The organism is Streptomyces sp. NPDC127084 (genome assembly GCF_042724175.1).
GTDB lineage: Bacteria > Actinomycetota > Actinomycetes > Streptomycetales > Streptomycetaceae > Streptomyces.
The window spans coordinates 1-17,458 of sequence record NZ_JBHXFA010000067.1; the positions used below are offsets into that span (position 1 = coordinate 1).

Here is a 17,458-nt window from a genome sequence, read left to right on the forward strand (position 1 = left end):
GGCCGGTGCACTCGAACCGGCCGCAGGACACGGTCATGTTGGAGCCCAGCGCGCTCCGACTGGCTCAAAGCGATGCTTTGAGAGCCTCAAAGTCCAAGTGTTAACGTAATCGCATGACGACAGCAGTGCGCCTTCACGCAGCCATGAGCATCCCGCTCGTGGCGCGCCTGCATGTCGATCTCTGCCGCTGTATGTCCGCGGTCTGTTGCCGCTCCATCTGACCCGGCATCACAGCGGCGCAGCCCTGTTCCCAAGGCACGTGCGCCGCACCCCCATCCCCGTATTCCCCCGATACGCCACCGGAGTGTGTCCGTGTCCGCGAACTCCGCGACGCCCACCCCTGCCCGCCGCCGGATACCCGGCATATCCGCGATCCCGTTCTGGGTCCAGATCGTCACCGGCCTCGTCCTCGGTGCCCTGCTCGGCTGGCTGGCCCGCAGCCAGGACATCGGCTGGCTGCACACGACCCTCGGCCAGATCGGCGACATCTTCGTCCAGCTGCTGAAGCTGGCCGTCGCCCCGCTCGTCTTCTTCGCGATCCTGGTCTCGATCACCAACCTCCGCAAGGTCAACAACGCCGCCCGGCTGGCCGGCCGCACCCTGCTCTGGTTCATGATCACCTCGCTGATCGCCGTCGCGATCGGCCTTGCCATCGGCCTGCTCACCGACCCGGGAGCCGGCACCGGCCTCACCCCAAAGGACGGCGCGAAGCCCGACGACGCCGGCTCCTGGATCGACTTCCTCACCGGCATCGTCCCGACCGACGTCGTGACCCCCTTCACCGAGCTGAACGTCCTGCAGATCGTCTTCATGGCCGCCGTCGCCGGTATCGCCGCCCTGAAGCTCGGCGACCGTGCCAAGCCCGTACTCGCCCTGAGCGAAGCCGTGTTGGAACTGCTTCAGAAGGCCCTCTGGTGGGTCATCCGCCTCGCCCCGCTCGGCACCGTCGGCCTCATCGGCTACGCCATCGCCGACTACGGCTGGGACCTCATCGGCAAGTACGCCACCTTCACCGCCGACGTCTACATCGGCTGCGCCCTGGTGCTCTTCGGCGTGTACCCGCTGCTCCTCGCGACGGTCGCCAAGCTCAACCCGCTCCAGTTCTACAAGGGCGCCTGGCCCGCCATCCAGCTCGCCTTCGTCTCCCGCTCTTCGGTCGGCACCATGCCGGTCACCCAGAAGTCCACAGAGCGCCTCGGCGTCCCGAAGGAGTACACCTCCTTCGCGGTCCCCTTCGGCGCGACGACCAAGATGGACGGCTGCGCCGCGATCTACCCGGCCCTGGCCGCGATCTTCATCGCCCAGATCTTCGACGTCCAGCTCGGCGTCCAGGACTACCTGCTGATCGTCTTCGTCTCGGTCGTCGGCTCCGCCGCCACGGCGGGCCTCACCGGCGCCACGGTCATGCTGACCCTGACCCTCTCCACCCTGGGCCTCCCTTTGGAGGGCGTCGGCCTGCTGCTGGCCATCGACCCGGTCCTCGACATGATGCGCACCGCCACGAACGTGGCAGGCCAGGCCCTGGTCCCGGTCATCGTCGCGGCCCGCGAGAAGATCCTCGACCAGGATGCCTACAACTCCGCCTCCGCCTCCCCGGTGGACGAGCCCGAGCCACCCGCCACCGAGGGCCCGAGTACGGTTCCGGCCGTGGTGTAACCACCGCCGCACGCGGAGTGCCCCCGAGTCGACCGACTCGAGGGCACCTTGGACCACCCGCCCGGTGCGGGCCCCGTGCCGGGCGGGCTCCGGGGCCCCGGGGCAGTGAGGCGATCAGGCCAGGGTCCCGGCCCAAGGTCCCCAGACCCCCGCGAGCGTAGGTGACGGGTCCAGAACGGGAGGTCAAAGTGCTGGGACAACCGAAGCGGCAGCGTGCCAGACTTGACCGAGAGCCCCGCGCAAGGGGAGCACGGCGAGCGGGAGGACTGAGGCATGAGCGCAGCGGAGCCCGAGTACCCGATCCATCCGGTCATGCGGCCCCGGCTCTCGGTCGAGGAACTCCTCGCGGCGAAGAACGTACAGCCGATCCGGTCCCTGGAGGACCTGAAGGCAGACACCTTCGAGTCCGAGGAGGAGGTGGAGGAGTTCATCGCCTTCACCTTCGCCGAACGCCACCGCGATCTCGCCTGAGCAGCCACGATGCAACCGGTCATCCTCGACACCGACGTCTCCTCACGCCTCCACAAAGGCACACTCACCGGTCCGCTGGAAACCCGGCTGATCGGCCGACGCCCGCTGATCTCCTTCATCACCTACGGCGAACTCACCAAGTGGGTCGAAGTCCGCGACTGGGGCAGCGGCCGCCGACAGGAGATGGCCGACTGGCTCTCCGGCATCCCCGTCCTCCTCGGCGACGAGGCCGTGGCCACCACCTGGGGCAGGCTTGCCGCAGCCGGCCAGAAGGCCGGACGCCCGCAGCCCACCAACGACATGTGGATCGCTGCCTGCTGCCTGACCCACGATCTCCCGCTGGCGACCTTGAACCTCAAGGACTACCGGTACTTCCAGGAACGCCACGGCCTTCGCCTTCTCGGCGAGGAATAGGCCCCGGACCGATGCCGCTGCTTGCCGGGAGGGATACGGCGGCTGTGCTGCCGGGCTACTGGATGCCGGGCGAACTGCACCTGCTGGCAGTGGAGCTGACCGAGGCACTGACCAATGTGCACCGGATCGCAGTCAGTCGGGGCGGATGCCTCCTTGCACCGTCGTACGTCGGCGTGGATGAACAGGACGCCCCAGAAGCGGTGCCGTAGGCCTGATCGACCCAGGTCGTCTACGACGCCGGAACTCGGCCGCTCATGGTGATCGGTCGACCGCTGTCGGACAACCGCAACGGCTGCCGCACCGCACGAGGGAATCCCTTGCGTGGTGCGGCAGCCAATTCGAATCCCTGCGCTTGGAGGCTGGTCAGCCGATCGAACCCATGGAGGCACCGTTCTGCTTCATGCAAGCGTCGTCGAGGGCCAACACGGTGACAATGCCGCTGCTTTTCGAGGACCGGTACTCCGCGCGCATGCTCCAACCCCGCTGCTTGAGAACCACCCGGGCCGCGCGGAGCGCCTCGCCGTCCCGGCCCTTGTCCTCTGTTCGTTCTCCGGACTGCTGCCAAGCACGCTCCCGGAGTTCCCCCACCAGCGCCTCGTAGCGGGCGATGTCCACGGGAGCGGTCTCGGAACCGAAGGCCTTGGCATCAACGCTGCACGATTGCGGCGAACCGGCCGCAGCGTTTTCAAACAACCGAACGTATTCGGGTTCTTTCGTCGGTAGCCCAACGTCCGCGAGCGAGGTGTCGATATCCGCGCGCACGACCTCCTTGGTGATCGGCCCGGTCCCCTCGGGCCGGGGCGAGGCCGCCCCGGTGCCAGCGTCGCCCGCTCCACAGCCCGCGACTCCGAACGCGATGAGCGTTACCGTCGCGGCGACCCACATTCTCCTGCGCACTCGCGCACCTCCCCGATCCCACCTTGAAACCGTTTTATCTCGATTCCACCGCCCACTATTTCGGCCCAGTAGACAAGAATTCCCTGAGAAGACCAAACAATCGCGCGATCGCCCGTTCGTTCTCGGCGGCGGAGAATGCTTGTGCATCAGCGACACGAAATCCATCGTCAACCTCGACCAGCACCAAGCCCCACCAAGCGAGTTCGGCACCCTTTTCCCCGCATCGCCAGCCAGGATCGAAACGCCTGCATCCTCTGCCGCTCGGAGCAAGCGTCGAAACCCTCCAGGCAAGCGCACACTTCGCCGAATGTGCGACTCGTCGTGTACATACCCACACGACCATCAACGATGTCGACTATTTCTTCAATCTGACGCATGCCACTCGTTCTCCCTGAACAAGGACCTACCGCTTCCGCGTCCAGTCGTGATCATCATCTGGATAGTCCTGCGCGGGGCCCGTGAACAGGCCCAGGGTGACGGAGCCCGCCACCAGGGCCGAAACCGAGACCCGCACGGCGCGCGGGCGTGCGGACATGGATCCCCCACCCCCCTCGGGCCTCCCCAGGTCCGTTACACAAAATGACGATCCATGAAGATCGTGGTCGATGCGGAGTGTAGTTCTCCGTATCGGCGCAGTTAAAGCGATTTCGAATATCTGTTTGATTTCAATCGGGACACGGGCTGTGGCTGGTGAGTCGGGAGGTGCCCTGCATCAGCGAGCCGCACGTGCGGTTGAAAACGGGTGAATCTAGACTTACGCGGATGTGGGGGACCCTGAGTAGGGAGGAGGTCCGCGCCATGTCCAAGCGAGGCAACAAGCGGCGTGCCCGCAAGAAGAGGAAGGCGAACCACGGCAAGCGGCCCAACGCCTGAGCCGTGTTCGTCTGTGTCCGTCCGCATTCGTCTGTGTTCGCCCGTGTTCAGCCGTACTGTCCGGGCCGGTCTCCCGCGGGGGGAGACCGGCCTTAGGCTTACCGCTGAGTACATCGGGTGGGCGGGAGGGCGGCCGGCGTGAGTGGTGCCGACAGGAGCAGCAGCAAGCGGATGCCGCGCGAGGTGCGGGAGAAGCAGATGCTGGACGCCGCCGTGCAGACGTTCGGGCGGCTCGGGTACCGGGCGGCGTCGATGGATGAGATAGCCGAGCTGGCCGGGGTCTCCAAGCCGCTGGTCTATCTGTATCTGAACTCCAAGGAAGACCTGTTCACGGCGTGCATCCGGCGAGAGGCGGCGGCGCTGATCGTGGCGGTGCGGGCCGCCGTGGATCCCGCGCTGCCCGCGGAGCAGCAGCTGTGGGAGGGGGCGACGGCGTTCTTCCGGCACACCACCGACAACCCCGACGCCTGGGCGGTCCTGCACCGCCAGGCGCGGACGCACGGGGAGCCGTTCGCGGCGGAGGTGGCCGTGATGCGGGACGAGCTCGTGGCCTTTGTGACCATGCTGATCGGCGCGGCCGCGCGGGAGACGCAGGACGCGGGGGAGCTCACCGACCGGGATATCGCCGGTCTCGCGCAGGCGCTGGTGGGAGCGGCCGAGTCGCTCGCCCAGTGGGCGAACGACACGCCGGGGATGTCGGCGCGGGAGGCGGCCTCGGTGCTGATGAACTTCGCCTGGGAGGGCCTTAACAAGCTGATGACGGGGGAGCGCTGGCCGGTGCCTCCGTCTCCCGCCGCCGATGCCGCGAAGTGAGGCTGTGAAGCGCCACCGGACTGACCGCCCGGTCGTCAGCCCCGCTTGTCCCGCTTGGCCTGCCTGACCTGCTCGTCCAGGTCGGTCGCCTGGTCGCCCCGCGCCTGCCGCCAGTCCCGTACCACCGCCTCCACGTCATAGGGCGTGAGTCCGAGCAGCGGTCCCGGAGGCGGCCGGCGGACGGCCGCGGCGATCTTCTCGTTGATCCGCTCGATGATGCGGCGCACCGCGGCTTCCGAAGGCGCGCGGGCGGCGGTCTCCAAGGCGTCCTCGGCCTCCTTGCGCAGGGCGAGTGACGGCGGCAGGTACGAGAGGCCCTCGCGGTGCATCTTGCCCTTGATCCACCACATCTCGTCGTAGGTGTCGCCCCCGGCGCTGTCGGGCAGCGGTTCGCCGAAGCCCGGCAGATCCTTGAAATCGCCGCGCTCGGTCGCCTCGCGGATTTGTTTGTCGACCCAGGACTCGAAGCTGACGCCAGGTGGTTTGCGCTCCGTCACGCGTTCCAGCGTACGTGCGGCCCGAGCACGGCAGGAGCCCCGGGCCGTACCGGGTCAGGTACGAGCACGGGGCTCCTTGGTACTGCTAAGTGTCGTGCGCGATCGCCGACCCTGGCTGATTAGGCCGGGGTGACGTTCTCCGCCTGCGGACCCTTCGGGCCCTGAGTGACGTCGAAGTTCACGACCTGGTTCTCCTCGAGGGAGCGGAAGCCGGTCGCGTTGATCGCGGAGTAGTGAACGAAGACATCCGGGCCGCCGCCGTCCTGGGCGATGAAGCCGAAGCCCTTTTCAGCGTTGAACCACTTAACGGTTCCGGTAGCCATAAGCCCTCCTTGGGCCAAAGGGTTGCCCTGCTCCAGAACCTGCAAACAAGTCTGAAAACCTACAAAAGCCTGCGGGTCACATGCTCCGCAGGCTCTGTACTGCAAGGGAAACCAAACTGCAACTTGCGTTGAGCCTAGCACGCAGGGTGTTCGTTGCGGTAGAGGGAAAGATCACTTCACCCGGATGTTTGATCCCTGCTTGAAGAGCTGACGTTCACGAACGGCGCGCCCCGCCCAATAGAGCGGCCGAACCAAGGTCTAGCCTCACGCTGTGGACAGTCACGCAGAACCCGTGCACACGGAACGCACCGCACGCACAGAGCCCGGAGAACCCGCGGCACACGCAGAACCCACAGCGCGCAGGGAACCCGCGGAACCCGCGGAAGACACCGCGAATCCCCGGCACACCGCCGCGGACGCGGCCCGCCGCAGCCGGCCGCGGGTCGGGCACATCCAGTTCCTGAACTGCCTTCCCCTCTACTGGGGGCTGGCCCGCACCGGCACGCTCCTCGACCTGGAGCTCACCAAGGACACGCCCGAGAAGCTCTCGGAGCAACTCGTTCGGGGGGATCTTCATATCGGACCCGTCACCCTGGTGGAATTCCTGCGCAACGCCGATGATCTCGTGGCGTTCCCCGATATCGCGGTCGGCTGCGACGGCCCTGTCATGTCCTGTGTGATCGTGTCCCAGCTTCCGCTGGAGCAGCTCGACGGCGCGCGTGTCGCCCTGGGCTCGACCTCCCGCACCTCCGTGCGCCTCGCCCAGCTGCTGCTCGCCGAGCAGTACGGCGTGTCGCCCGACTACTACACCTGCCCCCCCGACCTGGGCGTGATGATGCAGGAGGCCGACGCGGCCGTGCTGATCGGGGACGCGGCGCTGCGCGCCTCCCTGCACGACGCGCCGCGCCTCGGCCTGCGGGTCCATGACCTGGGGCAGATGTGGAAGGACTGGACCGGGCTGCCCTTCGTCTTCGCGGTGTGGGCGGTCCGCAAGGACTACCTGGCTCGCGAGCCCGCCGTCGTGCGCAAGGTCCATGAGGCGTTCCTGGCCTCGCGCGACCTCTCCCTGGAGGAAGTGGAGAAGGTCGCCGAGCAGGCCGCCCGCTGGGAGTCCTTCGACGCCGAGCTGCTGAAGCGGTACTTCACCACTCTCGACTTCCGCTTCGGCCCGGAGCAGCTCGCGGGGGTGCGCGAGTTCGCCCGCCGTACGGGGCCGACGACCGGTTTCCCCTCGGATGTGCGGGTCGAGCTGCTCGACACCTGATCAGAGGGCCCGTGCGCGCTCAGGAGCTGGGGACCGGTGCCTGCATATGCTCGCTGATCCACTGGATCGAGCCGTCGCCCATGCCCTTCACATAAGTCTTGGCGTTGTGTCCGCCGTCCTGGATGACCTGGAGCCGTGTCTTGACCGGGCCCTTGGTGTAGTCCCGTACGAAGGCCTTCGCCTTTGCCAGCCCGGACTCCTCGGAGCCCGCCTGGATCGCCAGGTACACGGCGTTCTCCGCGGTGTCCGGCTTGGCGCCCAGCGCTCGGGCGAGCCGCTCGGGGTCGTTCGCCCGCCGCTCGGTCTCGTGCCCCTCCCACAGGGGTGAGTCCGGCACGATGTCGGGCCCTGAGGCGATGACCGCCTTGAACTTGTCAGGGTGCTTCAGAACGGATTTGAGGCCGACGAAGGCACCGGACGACGACCCCATGAACGCCCAGCCGTCACGGGATTTGAACGTCCGGAAATTGGCCTTGACAAAAGCGGGCACGTCCTCGGTCATCCAGGTGCCCATTTTCGGCTGCCCCGGTATATCGCTGCCGTCGTAGTAGTACTTGTCGTCCGGGTTGAGAACCGGCATCACGACGATGAACGGAAGGCTCTTTCCTTCCTCCGACCACTCGCTGATGCTGCTCTGGAGCTTCAGATCGGTGCCCATCCAGTAATTGTTCGGGTAGCCGTTGCCGCCCGGGAGCGCGATGAGCACGGGGAAGCCGCTGCGCGCGTACTTCGGATCGAAGTACTGCTTCGGCGCCCAGACCCAGACCTTGCCCGTGAAGCCGGACTTCGCGCCGTGCAGGGTCGTGACGCCGATCCTGGTGCCGTCGTCGATGGTGTTCTGGGTGGTGAACTCGGCCTTGGGACCGGTCGGCAGCATGGTCTCCGGGGCCAACTCCGGCTCCTTGGAGCCCTTCGACGGTGCTCCGCCCGCCGACTTCCCGCTCGCGGCGGCCGCTTGGGGCGACGGAGCGTCGAACGAGAGCGGCTCGCCTTCGTCCGAGCAGCCGGTCGCCAGCGCGAGCGAAGCGGCGACGGCGGTGGCCATGAGGGCCTTGGACATGAGGGGGCGGCAGCGCCGGCGGTTCATGACGTTCTCCGAGTCGATACGTACTGTGCGTACTACGCGTACTGCGCGGCACTTCGGGGTGCTCGGGGGCGATGCGCGCGACATACGCACTGAGAGATGGCGCCCGGGGCCGATCGGTTGGCCCTGGACAGGGACCGATCGCCGGTGGTGCGGGCGCGGCCCTCTACGCTGTCCCGGACGGAAGCAGGGGAGCGGGGCGGGAACGCGCGGCCTGCGAGAAGCGGACGAAGCGGAACCGGGGAACGGGGAGAGCGCATGCAGCCGCTGGATGCGGGAGAGCCGCGGACCATCGGTGCGTACCGACTGCTCGGCAGGCTCGGCGCCGGGGGCATGGGCCGGGTGTATCTGGCCCGCACCGAGGGCGGCAGGACCGTCGCCGTCAAGGTCGTCCATCCGCACTTCGCGCTCGACGAGCGGTTCCGTGCCCGTTTCCGGCGCGAGGTCGCCGCGGCGCGCCGGGTGGGCGGCGCCTGGACGGCCCCGGTGCTGGACGCGGACCCGGAGGCAGCCGTGCCGTGGGTCGCGACCGGCTACGTCGCCGGGCCCGACCTCGGGAACGCCGTCGCCGGGCACGGCCCGCTGCCGGAACGCACCGTACGGACCCTCGGCGCGGGCCTCGCCGAGGCGCTGGCGGCCGTACACGCGCTGGGGCTCGTCCACCGGGACGTCAAGCCGTCGAACGTGCTGCTCGCGCTCGACGGGCCCCGGCTGATCGACTTCGGTATCGCCCGCGCCAGCGACGCCACCGCCGCGCTCACCACGACCGGCGTCTCGGTCGGCTCGCCCGGCTATATGGCTCCCGAGCAGATCACCGGTACGAGTCCCGGCACGGACACGGGTACGAGTACGGGCGGTCTCACGGGAGCGGCCGACGTGTTCTCGCTCGGTGCGGTACTGGCGTACGCGGCGACGGGAACGGCACCCTTCCCCGGCGACTCATCGGCGGCGCTGCTCTACAAAGTGGTCCACGAGGAACCGGAACTGGGCTCACTGACAGGCGAGTTGCGGGAGATCGTCGCCGCGTGCCTGGCCAAGGACCCGGCAGCCCGGCCGACTCCCCAGGCCGTGGCCCAGCGCCTCGCCCCGGAGGGCGCGGCGGCTCTCGTGGCGTCCGGCTGGCTGCCGGCCCCGGTCGTGGAGCAGGTCAGCAGGACGGCGGTGCGGCTGCTGGACCTGGAGCCGACCCCGCAGGACGCGGGCATGTCCGGCCCGGTGCCGTTCACCCACGAGGCGTTGGGGGTGTTCGGACCGCCCATCGATCCCGCACCCGCCTCCCCGCCCCCCACTCCTTCCCCACTCGCTCCCCCTCCCTCTCCTCCCGGCAGGCCTACTCCTCCCGGCAGGCTCTCCCTCTCCGTGACGACCAGCAGGGAGAACGGGGGAGGCGAGCGCCCCGGCGGCGGCCGAAAGGTCAGCTGCACGGTCGCCCTGGCCGTGGCGGGGGCGCTGGCCGCGGTCACCGTCGGCGCGGGGTTCGTTCTCGACCTCTTCCCCGGGGCCCGAAGCGGTGGCACCGACGCCAACGACTCGGCCGCCGCACCGCCGAAGTCCTCAGCGCCCGGCGCCTCCACGCCGACCGTGCAGGAGGTGCCGAAGGCGTTCACGGGCACCTGGAAGGGCCAACCCGTCACGGACAAGGGTCTCCCGAACGGCACCCTCACCGCCGTCATCACCCAGGGCGGTCAGGGTCAGGACGTGGTGCGTACCACCTCGAACCTGGGCCCCTTCGTCTGCCGCGGTGTGGGCAAGCTGGTCTCGGCGACCGCGCAGGAACTCCGCATCACCGAACGCCCCGACCCGGAGGGCTCGTCGGGCGGTGGCGTGTGCACGGGCGGTACCGCCACGCAGACGTACACCCTGAACGCGGACGGCACACTCCGCTACGAGTCCGAGGAGGAAGACGCGGGCAACCCCGAGGCGACGCTGACGAAGTCGCGCTGAGAAGCTGAGAAGACGCGTTCGCTACCGGCCCGCTGTCGCTGCGCACCGAACAACCGCACCGCCAACGTGACGGGTGAGGCCGCCCGAACCCGCGACGGCAATGGCACTCTGGCCTCGGTTCGCACGCGCACACAACGGGTGGGGTGAGCAGGGGCTTTCTGAGGTGCACGGGCCGCCTGGCCCGACTCGCCGCCTCCCTTGCCGAGCGGGACGGGGCGGCGGCCGGCTGATCCGGGGAGGGCGTACGGCGGAGGGTGCGTACCGGCCGCTCGGACGCCCTGACGTAGGCTGGACCGGCCGTGCGAGCCGGGAACGTCCGGAACGCGCACAGCGCACAGAACGCCGCAATACGTAGCACGCCGCAGTACGCCGCATAACGCCCAGAACACCGCCGAAAGGTGACTCCCGGTGACCGAGAAGGCCGACCTTCAGTCCGTCCTGGACCGCGCCGCCGGTGGTGGCCGGATCACCCCGGAGGAGGCGCTCGACCTCTACCGGTCCGCACCGCTGCACGCGCTGGGCGCCGCCGCCGACGCGGTGCGCCGTCGGCGTTACGCCGGTACGGAGCACATCGCGACGTACATCATCGAGCGGAACATCAACTACACCAACGTCTGCGTCACGGCCTGCCGCTTCTGCGCCTTCTACTCCGCGCCGAAGGACACCGCCAAGGGCTGGACCCGCGACCTGGACGACATCCTGCGGCGCTGCGCGGAGACCGTCGAGCTGGGCGGTACGCAGATCATGTTCCAGGGCGGGCACCACCCGGACTACGGCGTCGAGTACTACGAGAAGCACTTCGCCGCGATCAAGAAGGACTTCCCGCAGCTCGTCATCCACTCCCTCGGCGCGTCCGAGGTCGAGCACATGGCCCGGATCTCCGGTGTGCCGGTCGAGGAGGCCATCGCCCGGATCCACGCGGCGGGCCTGGACTCCTTCGCGGGCGCCGGTGCCGAGCTGCTGCCGGAGCGTCCGCGCAAGGCGATCGCACCGCTGAAGGAGTCCGGCGAGCGCTGGCTGGAGATCATGGAGATCGCGCACCGGATGGGTGTCGAGTCGACGTCCACCATGCTGATGGGCACCGGCGAGACCAACGCCGAGCGCATCGAGCACATGCGCATGATCCGTGACGTCCAGGACCGTACGGGCGGCTTCCGCGCCTTCATCCCGTACACGTACCAGCCGGAGAACAACCACCTCAAGGGCCGCACCCAGGCGACGATCTTCGAGTACCTGCGGATGATCGCGATCGCCCGGCTGTTCTTCGACAACGTGGCCCATATCCAGGGCTCCTGGCTGACCACGGGCAAGGAGATCGGCCAGCTGTCGCTGCACTACGGCGCCGACGACCTGGGCTCGATCATGCTGGAGGAGAACGTCGTCTCGTCGGCGGGTGCCAAGCACCGCTCCAACCGGCAGGAGATCATCGACCTGATCCGCAAGGCGGACCGGGTGCCCGCGCAGCGCACGACCACGTACGAGCACATCACCGTGCACGACGACCCGGCGAACGACCCGGTGGACGACCGGGTGGCCTCGCACATCTCCTCGACGGCGATCGAGGGCGGCACGGCGCATCCCGAGCTGAAGCTGCTGAACGCCAACTGACGCCCGAGCCCGAGCCTGAGCCGTGTTGACGATCCATACCGCTGACAGGGTGTTCGCCGCGATCGGCAGGCCAGTGGCGCACGCCGACGCGGTGGTGGTCGACGGCGGTCTGATCGCCGCCGTCGGCACCCTCGAACAGGCCACCGCCGCCCACCCGGGCGCGCGGGTACGCCGCTGGCCGGGCGTGCTCCTCCCGGGGCTGGTCAACGCCGACGCGGTGGCGCTGCTGGAGCGCGCCTACCACCCCGACCCGCGCGAGGCGGACGCGCTCGGCACAGAGCCGCTGACTGGCGAATCGCTCGCGGCGCTCGCCCTCGATGACGTACGCCGGGGCGGGAGCGCGCGGCGGGGGTTGCAGCGCATGCTGGCCCACGGCACGACAGCCGTTGTCGGCCCCTTCGCCCTGCCCGAGGTGCGCAGCGCGGTCGCCCGGTCGGGCCTGCGCGTGCGGGTGCGGGAGGCGGGCACCGGGTATCCGCCGCGGACGTCCTCACCCTCGTACTCGCCCTCGTCCTCCGCCGCACCCTCGCTCGACCCGTTCGCGGCACGGCCGCTGAGCGCCGTACTCGACGGCGAGCTGACCGTGGGCGCCCCGGCCGACTTCGCCGTCTTCGACGTGCCCGTGCCCGTGGCCGACCCGCCCGAGCCGCCCGAGCGGACCCTGCGTGTACGCGGAGCCGGTACCTGCGTGGCGACGGTGCTCGGCGGCCGGCTGGTGTACCGGGCACGCTGAGAATTCGCGGCTGTCCGTCCGCGTGCCCTGCCCGAGGTCCACCCGGGGCCGAACGGCACAATGGGGGCGTGACCCGAGCCTCCCTGGACAAGCAGCCGCACGAAGTCGCCTCCATGTTCGACGGCGTGGCGGCGAACTACGACCTCACCAACGATGTGCTCTCGCTGGGCCAGGACCGGCGCTGGCGCAAGGAGGTCGCCAGAGCCATCGCCGCCGGCCCCGCCGAGCGGATCCTCGACCTGGCGGCGGGCACCGGCACCTCCTCGCTGCCCTTCACCCGCACCGGCGCCTACGTCGTGCCCTGCGACTTCTCCCTCGGCATGCTGCGCGAAGGCAAGAAGCGCCACCCCTGGCTGCCGCTCACCGCGGGCGACGCCACGAAACTGCCCTTCCGGGACGCCGCCTTCGACGCGGTGACGATCTCGTTCGGACTGCGCAACGTCCAGGAGACCGACCAGGCGCTGAGCGAGCTGTACCGGGTGACCAAGCCGGGCGGACGGGTCGTGATCTGCGAGTTCTCCCATCCGACCTGGGGCCCGTTCCGCACCGTGTACGAGGAGTACCTGATGCGGGCGCTGCCGCCCGTCGCCCGCGCGGTGTCCTCCAACCCGGACGCGTACGTGTACCTAGCCGAGTCGATCCAGTCCTGGCCCGAGCAGGCAGAGCTGGCCGGGCTGCTCCAGAAGGCAGGCTGGACGAAGGTCGCCTGGCGCAACCTGAGCGGCGGCATCGTCGCCCTGCACCGCGGCACCAAGCCGCAGTAGAAGGCGCACATCGCTCATGGAGCAGGCGGACGACTACCAGGTACTGCTGGAAGCCATCGCCGCGGACGTGGCCCCGCTCATCGGCGGTGGCACACCCGCCGAGTACATCCCGGCGCTCGCCTCCGTGGACCCGCGCCGCTTCGGCATGGCCATCGCCGACCTCGACGGGACGGTGTACGGGGTCGGCGACTGGCGGCAGCCGTTCTCCGCCCAGTCCGTCACCAAGGTCTTCGCGCTGGCTCTCGCGCTCTCCCTGGACGGGGACGCGCTGTGGGAACGGGTGGGCCGCGAGCCGTCGGGGAATCCGTTCAACTCGCTGGTGCAGCTGGAGTACGAGAACGGCATCCCGCGCAATCCGTTCATCAACGCGGGAGCCCTCGTCGTCACCGACCGGCTCCAGACCCTGACCGGCGACGCCAGCAGCGATCTCCTGGAGTTCCTGCGTGCCGAGAGCGGCAACCCGGACCTGGCCTTCGACCAGGAGGTCGCGGACTCGGAGGGGGAGAACGGCGACCGCAACGCCGCGCTGGCCCACTTCATGGCCTCGTACGGCAATATCGCCAACCCCGTGCCGATACTGCTCGACCACTACTTCTGGCAGTGCTCGATCAGGGCGAGCTGCGCCGATCTCGCCCTGGCGTCCCGCTTCCTGGCCCGGCACGGACTGCGCGCCGACGGCAGCCGGCTGCTGAGCCGCAGCGAGGCCAAGCAGATCAACGCGGTGATGATGACCTGCGGGACGTATGACGCGGCGGGCGAGTTCGCCTACCGCGTCGGACTGCCGGGAAAGAGCGGGGTGGGCGGCGGGATCGTCGCCATCGTCCCCGGTCGCTGCACGCTGTGCGTATGGAGCCCGGGGCTCGACAGCCGGGGCAACTCGGTGGCGGGCGTGGCCGCGTTGGACCGCTTCACGACCCTGACGGGCCTGTCGGTCTTCTGACCGCACAAACGCTTGCCGAACGAATGCCGAACCACCGCTGCCGAACCACTGCCGGACAAAACCGCCCGTCAGTACCGATCAGCCACCGATCAGCCGCGGATCAGATGCCAGGGCCTTCCCCCGCCCGCAGATCCAGCCGGAAGCAGTATCCGGTCCGCTGCGAGACCGGAGTCGAGAACGTCTCCACGAGTTCCATACCGAGCCGCCGGGTCACCGCGATCGACCGCTCGTTCTCCGCCACCACCATGGCGACCACACTGGGCACCCCCGCCGACCGCAGCCGCTCCAGCGTGGTGCGGGCCGCCGCGGTCGCGTAACCCCGTCCCCAGGCACGCCGGGCCAGCCGCCAGCCGATCTCGATCTCACCCACCGGGCCCCAGGGATGCGGCCACGGCTGCGCGCCCGTGAAGCCGACCGCCTCACCCCCCTCGTCCAGCACCGTCCAGAGGCAGTAGCCGCGCTCCGCGTCATGTCTGCGCTGCCGGGCCGTCAACTCCTCGTATTCGGACAGCTCGGCGGGCACCCCGCCGTGGAATTCCATCACCTCCGGATCGGCGAAGATCCGGTGCCAGACCAGGGCGTCCTCGTCGGTGGGCACGCGCAGCCGCACCACCGGCGCGGCGGGAGCAGAGGGGAGCGTATCGCTCATTGGACAGCCCTTCGGTCGGCGGATCGGTACGCCCCCATAGACTGCACACGTCCAGTGCTTTTAAGCACGCGAAATCGAGTTTCGGGAGATCCCGCCGTGACCGAGCCTCTCTCCGAGCACACCGCAGATGTGATCGTCGTCGGCGCGGGCCCGGCCGGATCCACGACCGCGTACTACCTGGCCAAGGCCGGGCTCGACGTACTCCTTCTGGAGAAGACCGCGTTCCCGCGCGAGAAGGTGTGCGGTGACGGGCTCACCCCGCGTGCCACCAAGCAGCTCGTCGCCATGGGCATCGACATCTCCGAAGAGGCCGGCTGGCTGCGGAACAAGGGCCTGCGCATCATCGGCGGCGGTGTACGCCTCCAGCTCGACTGGCCGGAACTCGCCAGCTACCCGGACTACGGACTCGTACGCAAGCGCGACGACTTCGACGAGCAACTCGCCCGCCAGGCGCAGAAGGCCGGGGCGCGGCTGTACGAGCGCTGCAACGTCGGCGAGCCGATCGTGGACGACCGCACCGGTCATATCACCGGTGTGCACGCCAAGCTGGGCGAGGAGAAGACCCCCGTCACCTTCCACGCACCGCTGGTGGTCGCCGCCGACGGCAACTCCTCCCGGCTGTCGCTGGCGATGGGCCTGCACCGCCGCGAGGACCGCCCGATGGGCGTCGCGGTCCGCACGTACTTCACCAGCCCCCGGCACGACGACGACTACCTGGAGTCCTGGCTGGAGCTGTGGGACCGCCGCGGCCCCGGCGAGGACCGGCTGCTGCCCGGCTACGGCTGGATCTTCGGCATGGGCGACGGCACCTCCAACGTGGGCCTGGGCGTGCTCAACACCTCCGCCTCCTTCAAGGACCTGGACTGGCGCGAGGTGCTCAAGGCGTGGTGCGCCTCGATGCCGGAGGAGTGGGGTTACGTCCCCGACAACATGACCGGCCCGATCCGCGGCGCCGCCCTGCCCATGGCCTTCAACCGCCAGCCCCACTACACCCGGGGCCTGCTGCTGGTCGGTGACGCGGGCGGCCTCGTCAACCCGTTCAACGGCGAGGGCATCGCCTACGCGATGGAGTCCGGCCAGATCGCCGCCGACATCATCGTCCAGGCCCACGCCCGCGCGACGCCGGCGCAGCGCGAACTCGCCCTGCGCAGCTACCCGAAGGTCCTCAAGGACACCTACGGCGGCTACTACACGCTGGGCCGCGCCTTCGTGAAGCTCATCGGCAACGCGAAGGTCATGAAGATCGCGACCCAGCGCGGCCTGTCCCACCCGGTGCTGATGAAGTTCACGCTGAAGATGCTGGCCAACCTGACCGACCCGACGGGCGGCGACGCGATGGACCGGATCATCAACGGCCTCTCGAAGGTCGCACCGAAGGCCTGATCCCCAGGATTGAGGTTCCGGGCCTGGTGGTGCCGACACCAGGCCCGGCACACTCTCCCCGCCCGTGTGCCGGCGCTGTCAGGGTTGCCGCCATGACCACTCAGCGCACTACGTTGATCACCGGCGCCACCCAGGGCATGGGCCGCGCCCTCGCACTCGATCTCCCCCGGCGCGGCGGCACCCTCCTTCTGCACGGCCGTGACCCCGACAGGCTGGAGGCTGCGACCGCGGCGGTGCGGGCCGCCGCGCCCGGCACCACCGTCCGCGGCTGCCTCGCCGACCTGTTCGACCTGGACCAGATGCACGCGGTGGCGGACCGTATCCAAGCGCCTGATGGAGCTGACGCACAGCCTGCTCGGGCGGGGCTCCGGTCCTACGGGGTGAAGACCTGGTCCAGACGGTGGATGGCGCCGTCGTCGCCGAGCTCGTACCGGAACACCAGGCCGGAGTCGGGGTTGGCGTTGATCCAGTCGATCAGCTCCTGAACGCCGATCCGCTGGTTCTCGGTGCTGTGTGTGATGGGCGTGGTGGCGGTGACGTAAGCGGCTTGGTCGAGCGCCCAGCGGCTGTCCTCGCCGTCCACGACGAAGGGTGCGCCGTCGGTGTCCTTGCCGGGGCATCCCCAGGCCCCGTGCTGGATGATGAGGTTGATCTTCCCGGTGGATGCGGGGAGTTCCTCGGTACGGAAGACCGCGAACTCATCGGGGTCGGCGTCGTCCGGGCTCGGCGGCCCACTGGCGCAGTCGGCGTCGGGCGCGGCCGAACCGGCGGACGTGGCGGTGGGCTTCTTCGCCGGTGCGCCGGCGGGCGGGGCACCGGGCTTGTTCGCGGGCTTGCCGGTGGGCGTGGCACCACCGGCCGCGCCGGGCGACGAGGCAGCCGTCGCCCCTGCGCTCGGTGCGCCGCCGGCCCCGGCGGCGGAGTCGTCGTTCTGGCACGCGGTGAGCGTGGCGGCCACGGCGGCGGCTGTGAGCGCGAGGACGACGGATCTGAAGCGGTTGCGGTTGCCGTTGACGTTCATCTGAGACTTCCCCCCTGTCGTGGGGGGGCCCCCGCGCCCACCCGCCCCCGCGCCCAGACAACACCGAGCGCCGGGGGCCGGGAGGGAGATAGAGAGAGAAACGCACACACAGAAACCCACCCGC

The 17,458-nt window shown here is 69.3% G+C and carries 21 protein-coding genes; 14 read left to right on the plus strand and 7 right to left on the minus strand.

The genetic code is table 11. The features are described 5' to 3' along the window. Window positions 1-312 precede the first annotated feature (312 nt). The 4 genes from ACFWI9_RS17395 (at window position 313) to ACFWI9_RS17410 (ending at window position 2,750) form a co-directional block, all read left to right on the plus strand. Complete coding sequence (locus tag ACFWI9_RS17395; RefSeq protein WP_387162855.1) at window positions 313-1,656, plus strand: dicarboxylate/amino acid:cation symporter; 1,344 nt, start codon at window positions 313-315, stop codon at window positions 1,654-1,656. Between the two features lie 273 nt (window positions 1,657-1,929). Next, window positions 1,930-2,127 carry a hypothetical protein gene (locus tag ACFWI9_RS17400; protein ID WP_387162856.1) on the plus strand — a complete coding sequence of 66 codons (198 nt, stop codon included), beginning with the start codon at window positions 1,930-1,932 and terminating at the stop codon, window positions 2,125-2,127. Between the two features lie 9 nt (window positions 2,128-2,136). Then, on the plus strand, window positions 2,137-2,541 hold the full coding sequence (locus tag ACFWI9_RS17405; RefSeq protein WP_387162858.1) for a type II toxin-antitoxin system VapC family toxin: 405 nt from the start codon (window positions 2,137-2,139) through the stop codon (window positions 2,539-2,541). Window positions 2,542-2,552: 11 nt separating this feature from the next. Further along, window positions 2,553-2,750, plus strand: a complete 198-nt coding sequence (locus ACFWI9_RS17410) for a hypothetical protein (protein ID WP_387162859.1) — start codon at window positions 2,553-2,555, stop codon at window positions 2,748-2,750. Between the two features lie 154 nt (window positions 2,751-2,904). Here ACFWI9_RS17410 and ACFWI9_RS17415 read toward each other — a convergent pair whose 3' ends face one another. Both ACFWI9_RS17415 and ACFWI9_RS17420 read right to left on the minus strand, forming a co-directional pair. After that, window positions 2,905-3,426: a hypothetical protein gene (locus ACFWI9_RS17415; protein ID WP_387162861.1), complete on the minus strand. Its 522-nt coding sequence runs from the start codon at window positions 3,424-3,426 to the stop codon at window positions 2,905-2,907. 415 nt (window positions 3,427-3,841) lie between these two features. Then, on the minus strand, window positions 3,842-3,973 hold the full coding sequence (locus ACFWI9_RS17420; RefSeq protein ID WP_387162863.1) for a hypothetical protein: 132 nt from the start codon (window positions 3,971-3,973) through the stop codon (window positions 3,842-3,844). A gap of 263 nt (window positions 3,974-4,236) precedes the next feature. Between ACFWI9_RS17420 and ACFWI9_RS17425 the strand changes: the two genes are divergently transcribed. Next, complete coding sequence (locus tag ACFWI9_RS17425; RefSeq protein WP_106430099.1) at window positions 4,237-4,311, plus strand: 50S ribosomal protein bL37; 75 nt, start codon at window positions 4,237-4,239, stop codon at window positions 4,309-4,311. Window positions 4,312-4,482: 171 nt separating this feature from the next. Then, complete coding sequence (locus tag ACFWI9_RS17430; protein ID WP_387162898.1) at window positions 4,483-5,124, plus strand: TetR/AcrR family transcriptional regulator; 642 nt, start codon at window positions 4,483-4,485, stop codon at window positions 5,122-5,124. 35 nt (window positions 5,125-5,159) lie between these two features. Here ACFWI9_RS17430 and ACFWI9_RS17435 read toward each other — a convergent pair whose 3' ends face one another. Both ACFWI9_RS17435 and ACFWI9_RS17440 read right to left on the minus strand, forming a co-directional pair. Further along, window positions 5,160-5,621 carry a DUF1992 domain-containing protein gene (locus ACFWI9_RS17435; protein ID WP_387162864.1) on the minus strand — a complete coding sequence of 154 codons (462 nt, stop codon included), beginning with the start codon at window positions 5,619-5,621 and terminating at the stop codon, window positions 5,160-5,162. Window positions 5,622-5,740: 119 nt separating this feature from the next. Further along, window positions 5,741-5,944, minus strand: coding sequence for a cold-shock protein (locus tag ACFWI9_RS17440; RefSeq protein ID WP_017948713.1), 204 nt, complete (start codon window positions 5,942-5,944; stop codon window positions 5,741-5,743). 451 nt (window positions 5,945-6,395) lie between these two features. On the opposite strand from ACFWI9_RS17440, the gene ACFWI9_RS17445 reads away from it, so the two are divergent. Further along, window positions 6,396-7,208 (plus strand): menaquinone biosynthetic enzyme MqnA/MqnD family protein, encoded by an 813-nt coding sequence (locus ACFWI9_RS17445; protein WP_387162901.1) that lies wholly within the window; start codon window positions 6,396-6,398, stop codon window positions 7,206-7,208. A gap of 19 nt (window positions 7,209-7,227) precedes the next feature. Here the strand turns inward: ACFWI9_RS17445 and ACFWI9_RS17450 are convergent, their stop codons facing one another. After that, window positions 7,228-8,268, minus strand: a complete 1,041-nt coding sequence (locus tag ACFWI9_RS17450) for an alpha/beta hydrolase (RefSeq protein ID WP_387162865.1) — start codon at window positions 8,266-8,268, stop codon at window positions 7,228-7,230. A 282-nt stretch (window positions 8,269-8,550) separates the two neighbouring features. On the opposite strand from ACFWI9_RS17450, the gene ACFWI9_RS17455 reads away from it, so the two are divergent. The 5 genes from ACFWI9_RS17455 (at window position 8,551) to ACFWI9_RS17475 (ending at window position 14,281) form a co-directional block, all read left to right on the plus strand. After that, the gene (locus ACFWI9_RS17455; RefSeq protein WP_387162866.1) at window positions 8,551-10,236 is read left to right on the plus strand and encodes a serine/threonine-protein kinase; all 1,686 of its coding nucleotides are present in this window, start codon (window positions 8,551-8,553) and stop codon (window positions 10,234-10,236) included. Between the two features lie 408 nt (window positions 10,237-10,644). Further along, window positions 10,645-11,844, plus strand: a complete 1,200-nt coding sequence (gene mqnC / locus ACFWI9_RS17460) for a cyclic dehypoxanthinyl futalosine synthase (protein ID WP_387162868.1) — start codon at window positions 10,645-10,647, stop codon at window positions 11,842-11,844. A gap of 22 nt (window positions 11,845-11,866) precedes the next feature. Further along, complete coding sequence (locus ACFWI9_RS17465) at window positions 11,867-12,577, plus strand: hypothetical protein (protein WP_387162870.1); 711 nt, start codon at window positions 11,867-11,869, stop codon at window positions 12,575-12,577. A 68-nt stretch (window positions 12,578-12,645) separates the two neighbouring features. Further along, window positions 12,646-13,341, plus strand: a complete 696-nt coding sequence (locus ACFWI9_RS17470) for a demethylmenaquinone methyltransferase (RefSeq protein ID WP_387162872.1) — start codon at window positions 12,646-12,648, stop codon at window positions 13,339-13,341. A 16-nt stretch (window positions 13,342-13,357) separates the two neighbouring features. Continuing rightward, complete coding sequence (locus ACFWI9_RS17475) at window positions 13,358-14,281, plus strand: glutaminase (RefSeq protein WP_387162873.1); 924 nt, start codon at window positions 13,358-13,360, stop codon at window positions 14,279-14,281. 100 nt (window positions 14,282-14,381) lie between these two features. Here the strand turns inward: ACFWI9_RS17475 and ACFWI9_RS17480 are convergent, their stop codons facing one another. Next, on the minus strand, window positions 14,382-14,930 hold the full coding sequence (locus ACFWI9_RS17480; protein ID WP_387162874.1) for a GNAT family N-acetyltransferase: 549 nt from the start codon (window positions 14,928-14,930) through the stop codon (window positions 14,382-14,384). Between the two features lie 96 nt (window positions 14,931-15,026). Between ACFWI9_RS17480 and ACFWI9_RS17485 the strand changes: the two genes are divergently transcribed. Then, window positions 15,027-16,313, plus strand: a complete 1,287-nt coding sequence (locus ACFWI9_RS17485) for a geranylgeranyl reductase family protein (RefSeq protein WP_387162876.1) — start codon at window positions 15,027-15,029, stop codon at window positions 16,311-16,313. A gap of 137 nt (window positions 16,314-16,450) precedes the next feature. Continuing rightward, the gene (locus tag ACFWI9_RS17490) at window positions 16,451-16,798 is read left to right on the plus strand and encodes a hypothetical protein (protein WP_387162902.1); all 348 of its coding nucleotides are present in this window, start codon (window positions 16,451-16,453) and stop codon (window positions 16,796-16,798) included. Here the strand turns inward: ACFWI9_RS17490 and ACFWI9_RS17495 are convergent. Beyond that, on the minus strand, window positions 16,687-17,334 hold the full coding sequence (locus ACFWI9_RS17495; protein WP_387162877.1) for a hypothetical protein: 648 nt from the start codon (window positions 17,332-17,334) through the stop codon (window positions 16,687-16,689). The genes ACFWI9_RS17490 and ACFWI9_RS17495 overlap by 112 nt on opposite strands. Window positions 17,335-17,458 lie beyond the last annotated feature (124 nt).